Origin of the sequence: Ralstonia sp. GX3-BWBA (assembly GCF_003290055.1) — a bacterium.
GTDB lineage: Bacteria > Pseudomonadota > Gammaproteobacteria > Burkholderiales > Burkholderiaceae > Ralstonia > Ralstonia holmesii.
Genome location: NZ_QMKS01000027.1, coordinates 1 through 4278 on the forward strand (window position 1 = coordinate 1; position 4278 = coordinate 4278).

The 4278-nt window shown below is 62.3% G+C and carries 5 protein-coding genes; 1 reads left to right on the top strand and 4 read right to left on the bottom strand.

From position 1 onward, the window contains the following. Positions 1-770, top strand: a 770-nt coding sequence (locus DOD19_RS25580; protein ID WP_162634490.1) for a DASH family cryptochrome, incomplete at its 5' end; no start/stop codon positions are given. Between the two features lie 290 nt (positions 771-1060). Here DOD19_RS25580 and DOD19_RS25585 read toward each other — a convergent pair. The 4 genes from DOD19_RS25585 to sdhC all read right to left on the bottom strand — a co-directional run. Next, a complete protein-coding gene (locus DOD19_RS25585; protein ID WP_009241007.1) occupies positions 1061-1762 on the bottom strand; it encodes a succinate dehydrogenase iron-sulfur subunit in 702 nt (233 codons plus the stop codon). A gap of 22 nt (positions 1763-1784) precedes the next feature. Then, on the bottom strand, positions 1785-3563 hold the full coding sequence (gene sdhA / locus DOD19_RS25590; protein WP_024979655.1) for a succinate dehydrogenase flavoprotein subunit: 1779 nt from the start codon (positions 3561-3563) through the stop codon (positions 1785-1787). 3 nt (positions 3564-3566) lie between these two features. After that, entirely contained in the window at positions 3567-3932 is a 366-nt protein-coding gene (sdhD, locus tag DOD19_RS25595) for a succinate dehydrogenase, hydrophobic membrane anchor protein (protein WP_004637532.1), read from the bottom strand. An 11-nt stretch (positions 3933-3943) separates the two neighbouring features. Further along, on the bottom strand, positions 3944-4278 hold a 335-nt coding region (sdhC, locus tag DOD19_RS25600), incomplete at its 5' end, for a succinate dehydrogenase, cytochrome b556 subunit (RefSeq protein ID WP_112188989.1).

The following is a 4278-nucleotide window of genomic DNA, read 5'->3' on the forward strand; positions in this document are numbered from 1 at the left end:
TCGTCATTCCGCCGGGCCTGGCGCGTGCGCCCGCTCCCGATGCGGCTGAAATCGCGTCGGCGGATTCGCGCTCGTCGTTTCCGTATGGCAGGCCGGAGTTTGATGGAGGTGAGACGGCGGGCCTTCAGCATCTGGCCAATTACCTGCAGCGCAAGCTGCCTCATACGTACAAGCGCACGCGCAACGCCTTGGCTGGGCTGGACTTCTCAAGCAAATGGTCTGCGTGGCTGGCCAGCGGTGCGTTGTCGCCCCGACGCGTGGTGGCGGAGCTGCAGCAGTTCGAACAGTTGCACGGCAAGAGTGACGGCAGCTATTGGCTGTGGTTCGAGTTGCTGTGGCGAGACTACTTCCGCTTCCTGCATCTTCAGCATGGGGCGCGACTGTACCGCGCACACGGACTCTCCGATCAACCGCAGCATGCCGAGCGCCTCGATGCCCAGGGCTTCGAGCGCTGGCGTCGTGCATCGACCGGAGAACCGCTTGTCGATGCCGCGATGCGCGAACTGGAGGCCACCGGGTACCTTAGCAACAGGCTCAGGCAGGTGGTCGCCAGCTACCTCGTGCATGATCTGAAAGGCGACTGGCGCGCGGGTGCCGCGTGGTTCGAATCGCAACTCGTTGACTACGACGTCTACAGCAATCAGGGCAATTGGTTGTATATCGCGGGGCGCGGCACAGACCCACGTGGCGGCAGGCGGTTCAATGCCCGCAAGCAGGCCGCTGAATACGATCCCGATGGGTCTTATCTCCGCCTATGGGCGGCGCGATAGTTCTCCGCTAGCTGCCCCGGGAAGGCGGCTGAACGGCGCGCCGGAAAAAGGGCTGAAGGCAATTTGAGCGCCGTGGCTCTTAATAACCGAGTATTCGCAGTCGATTATTCGCAGCGGCCCCCAAGTCAGCACGACATGACTGAGACGTGACGACCGGAAAGAGTGCAGCCTTCGAGAGCCAGAGATTCTGGCAGCAGCGCTGACCACCCTCTTTACGGTTGCCGTGGCCGTCCTTGTGCGCGAGCACTGGTGTTTGTGAGTGGCTCAGGAGAATCTGAACCACTGCGCGCTTACACCGCGCGACGCACCATCAATTCCTTGATCTTGCCGATGGCCTTGGTCGGGTTCAGACCCTTCGGGCACACATCGACGCAATTCATGATGGTGTGGCAACGGAACAGGCGGTACGGATCTTCCAGATTGTCCAGACGTTCGCTGGTGGCCTGGTCGCGGCTGTCGGCGATGAAGCGATACGCCTGCAGCAGACCGGCCGGGCCGACGAACTTGTCCGGGTTCCACCAGAACGACGGGCACGACGTCGAGCAGCTCGCGCACAGAATGCACTCGTACAGACCGTCGAGCTCTTCGCGCTCTTCGGGCGATTGCAGGCGCTCCTTCTCGGGCGGCGGCTCGTCGTTGATCAGATACGGCTTGATCGAATGGTACTGGTTGAAGAACTGCGTCATGTCGACGATCAGATCGCGGACCACGGGCAGCCCCGGCAGCGGGCGCAGCACGATCTTCTCGGGCAGCTCACGCATGTTGGTCAGGCAGGCCAGACCATTCTTGCCGTTGATGTTCATGGCGTCGGAGCCGCACACGCCTTCACGGCACGAGCGACGGAACGCGATCGACTCGTCGAGCTTCTTCAGCTTGACCAGCGCGTCGAGCAGCATGCGCTCGTGACCGTCGAGCTCAACCTCGTAGGTCTGCATGCGGGGCGCTGCGTCCTTGTCCGGATCGTAGCGATAGACTTCAAAAATACGCTTCATTTTTGTGGGCCCTTCTTATCCGTTAGAACGTACGCGCCTTGGGCGGCACCGATTCCACCGACAGCGGCTTCAACTGCACGGGCTTGTAGTCGAGGCGGTTGCCTTCGCTGTACCACAGCGAGTGCTTCATCCAGTTTTCGTCGTCGCGGTTCGGGAAGTCGCTGTGTGCGTGTGCGCCGCGCGATTCCTTGCGGGCGGCGGCCGACACCATCGTCGCCTTTGCCACTTCCACCAGGTTGGCCACTTCCAGCGCTTCGACGCGCGCGGTGTTGAACACCTTGGACTTGTCCTTCAGGTGGATGCTGCCAGCGCGCTCGGCCACTTCAAGGATGCGCTCGACGCCTTCATCCATCAGCTTCTGCGTACGGAACACGCCCGCGTGCGACTGCATGTTGCGGCGGATGTCGTTGGCGACGTCCTGCGCGTACTCGCCCGAGCTGGACGAATCGAGCTTGGCCAGGCGCGACAGTGCGCGGTCCGCTGCATCGGCCGGCAACGGCTTGTGCTCGCGGTTCTTCAGGTTCTGCGCAACGATGTGGTTGCCCGCCGAACGGCCGAACACCACCAGGTCGAGCAGCGAGTTCGTGCCCAGGCGGTTGGCGCCGTGCACCGACACGCACGAGCATTCGCCGATCGCGTAGAAGCCGTTGATGACCTCGTTCGGGTTGCCGTTCTTCGGCACCACGACCTGGCCGTGATAGTTCGTCGGAATGCCACCCATCTGGTAGTGGATGGTCGGCACCACAGGAATCGGTTCCTTGATGGCGTCGACGTTGGCGAACTTCAGGCCGATCTCGCGAATCGACGGCAGGCGCTTCATGATGGTCTCGGCGCCGACGTGGGTCAGGTCGAGCAGCACGTAGTCGCCGTTCGGGCCGCAGCCGCGGCCTTCCTTGATTTCCTGATCCATCGAGCGCGACACGAAGTCACGCGGTGCCAGATCCTTCAGCGTCGGGGCATAGCGCTCCATGAAGCGCTCGCCATCCTTGTTACGCAGGATGCCGCCCTCGCCACGCACACCTTCCGTGATCAGCACGCCCGCGCCGGCCACGCCGGTCGGGTGGAACTGCCAGAACTCCATGTCTTCCAGCGGAACACCCGCGCGCGCTGCCATGCCCAGGCCGTCACCGGTGTTGATGAAGGCGTTGGTGGACGCTGCGTAGATGCGGCCTGCACCGCCCGTGGCGAACAGCGTCGTCTTCGCTTCGAGGATGTAGACCTCGCCGGTTTCCATTTCCAGCGCGGTCACGCCCAGCACGTCGCCGTCCTGGTCGCGGATCAGGTCCAGCGCCATCCATTCGACGAAGAAGTGGGTCTTGGCCTTGACGTTACGCTGATACAGCGTGTGCAGCAGCGCGTGGCCGGTACGGTCAGCCGCGGCGCAGGCACGCTGCACGGGCTTCTCGCCGTAGTTCGACGTGTGACCGCCGAACGGACGCTGGTAGATGGTGCCGTCGGCGTTGCGGTCGAACGGCATGCCGAAGTGTTCCAGCTCATAGACCACGTTCGGTGCCTGGCGGCACATGAACTCGATCGCGTCCTGGTCGCCGAGCCAGTCGGAGCCCTTGACGGTGTCGTAGAAGTGATAGTGCCAGTTGTCTTCGCTCATGTTGCCCAGCGAAGCACCGATACCACCCTGCGCCGCAACGGTGTGCGAGCGGGTGGGGAAAACCTTGGACAGCACGGCCACGGAGAGGCCGGCTTCTGCCAGCTGCAGCGATGCGCGCATGCCCGAACCGCCCGCACCGACGATCACGACGTCGAATTTGCGGCGCGGCAGCCCAGTCTTGACTGCGACCATGTCTTAAACCCTCCAGAGAATCTGAGCTGCGTAGCCCGCACAACCAACGAGCCACAGAATCGTCAACACTTGCAGCGTCAAACGCACTGCCACGGGCTTCACGTAGTCCATCCAGATGTCACGGACACCGATCCAGGCGTGATACGTGAGCGACACGAACGCCAGGAACGTCAGCATCTTCATCCACTGGTTGGAGAACAGCCCCGCCCAGCTTTGGTAAGACGTGTCCTTGGAGAGCAGGAACGCAGCCAGCAGCACGACGGTGTAGACCGCCATGATCACGGCGGTGACGCGCTGCGCGAGGAAGTCCTTCAGGCCGTAGTGCGCGCCGACAACGAGGCGCTTGGGACCGATATTGTTATTTGCCATCATTCGACTCCTCAGAACAGGCCGAACAGCTTGGCGCCGAACACGACGGTCAGCAGCAGGCTGACGATCAGCACGCTCACAGCCGACTTGGAGGCCGAAGCCTTGTCGATGCCGATATGCAGATCGAGGATCAGGTAACGGACACCTGCGCAGAAGTGGTGCAGGTATGCCCAGATGAGGGCAAGGACGACAACCTTGGCAAAGCCGTTGGACAGAAGCGCCGTGAACTTGGCGAAACTGATTTCCGACGTGAGACTTTGCTCGAACAAGTACAGCACGAACGGAAGAAGAAGGAACATCAGCGCACCGCTGGCACGGTGCAAGATGGACACCTTACCGGCCCAGG